The 1,715-nt window shown below is 41.5% G+C and carries 3 protein-coding genes; all 3 read right to left on the minus strand.

Annotated elements, in window-relative coordinates; all coding sequences use genetic code 11:
- Window positions 1-129, minus strand: a 129-nt coding sequence (locus tag ABYB02_RS16915) for a 3-methyl-2-oxobutanoate hydroxymethyltransferase (RefSeq protein WP_372763527.1), incomplete at its 3' end; no start/stop codon positions are given.
- Between the two features lie 30 nt (window positions 130-159).
- Window positions 160-645: a 2-amino-4-hydroxy-6-hydroxymethyldihydropteridine diphosphokinase gene (gene folK, locus ABYB02_RS16920; protein WP_011327302.1), complete on the minus strand. Its 486-nt coding sequence runs from the start codon at window positions 643-645 to the stop codon at window positions 160-162.
- 5 nt (window positions 646-650) lie between these two features.
- Window positions 651-1,715 (minus strand): polynucleotide adenylyltransferase PcnB (gene pcnB, locus ABYB02_RS16925; RefSeq protein ID WP_372763526.1); only part of this gene is annotated, 1,065 nt, incomplete at its 5' end.

Consider the following 1,715-nt stretch of genomic DNA (forward strand, 5'->3'; position numbering starts at 1 on the left):
AACTAAAATAACTTCAACGCCGTTATCATGAAATAACTTAGCAAAACTGGCATCATAAGCTGTTAAAGCAGTAATTTTATTTTTTTCTGCTTTCATTTTATTTAAAGTTGAAACTGTTATTTTAGACATAATTTTCTCACCGGCATAAGCCTTAGTTAATTACTGTGGTAATTGTTGTAAATTGTTAAGCGGTAATGTATTTGCAATAGTGTGTAGTGCAATGCCGCTGGGTAAAATAAGTTTTGGCGCAAGTTCTAGCAGTGGATACACAACAAACTCACGTTCAGTTAAACCATAATGAGGCACTATAAGGCGCTCGGTATTAATTGTTTGTGCGTCAAACAATAACATATCTATATCTAAAGTACGTGGCCCCCAACGCTCGGCTTTTCTAACACGGCCATGCTCAAGCTCAATTGCTTGGGTTAAATCAAGCAGCTTTTCAGGGCTAAGCGTAGTGTTTATGCAGGCAACGGCGTTAATATAGTCAGGTTGGTCTTGTGGGCCCATGGGCTTACTCGCATAGTAATGCGAAACACTTATAAATTCACAATCTGGCAGCTTTTTAAGCGCGGCAATAGCGTTATCAAGCTGCTTTTTTGGTGAGTTTAAATTGGCACCCAAACCTAAATAAACACAGTGCATAGAAGTTACTCTGTTGGCTTTTTAGGTGTACGACGGCGAGCGCGTCTGCGTGGTTTTGGCCCCGCAGGCTGACCCAAGGTTCTTACCATTTCTTTTTGGCCATTAATATCTAGGCTCAAATATTGTGTCCACCACTGAGCAAGCTCGCTATGTTGTGTTTCTCCTGCCTCTACACGCATTAATAAAAAGTCGTATGCGGCTTTAAAGCGAGGTTGCTGCGTTAATCTGTATGCACGTTGGCCGGCACGTTTATCTAAACGATGCTGTATATGCCAAATGTCGCGTGCGCCTAAAGTAAAGCGTTTAGGAACAGCTATGTGCTGGGCGTTATCGCTAAGTACACTATTAATTGCTTGCGAAAATGCATCGTATTCAGAGAGCTGCTCTTCATTTTGTACTGTTTTAGTGCGCTCTAATAGCGGAAACCAAAGTAGCGCAGCAAATACATACGCAGGGGTTACTTTTTTATCTGCGTTAATACGATCGTCTGTATTTTTAAACATGTTTTCAATAAAAGTGGCTTCAAGCCCGCCAGGATTATTATCTAAAATACGGTTTAGCTCTGGAAACAGTGAGTTAAATAGGCCGTATTTGCGCAGCATTAAGTAGTTAGCTTGTGCTTTGCCGTTTAAAAACAGTTTGAGTATTTCTTCAAACAAACGCGCCGGTGGAATGTTATCTAGCAAACTTGCTAAAGCAGTCATCGGCTTTTCGCTGTTTGGTGCAATTTTCATATCTAGCTTAGTGGCAAAGCGTACCGCACGTAGCATGCGCACCGGATCTTCACGGTAACGCGTTTCTGGATCGCCAATTAGCTCAATTTGTTTAGCTTTTATTGCGGCTAAACCATTGGCGTAATCGTAAATACAAAAATCGTTAATTGAGTAATAAAGTGCATTGATTGAAAAGTCACGGCGTTCTGCGTCTTCCTCAATACTGCCAAATACGTTATCGCGTAGCAATTGTCCTTGCTCACTCGATTGGCTTATTTGGTTTTTGTCCTCTGGCGCTTCGTGGTGCCCGCGCATGGTAGCTACTTCTATTATTTCACGACCAAATACAATGTGAGC

This window comes from Pseudoalteromonas sp. (genome assembly GCF_041613455.1).
GTDB lineage: Bacteria > Pseudomonadota > Gammaproteobacteria > Enterobacterales > Alteromonadaceae > Pseudoalteromonas.

What these genes read in the sequence shown, in the direction of transcription:
- folK (WP_011327302.1), bottom strand. Translation starts at nt 645, where the DNA reads ATGCACTGTGTTTATTTAGGTTTGGGTGCCAATTTAAACTCACCAAAA.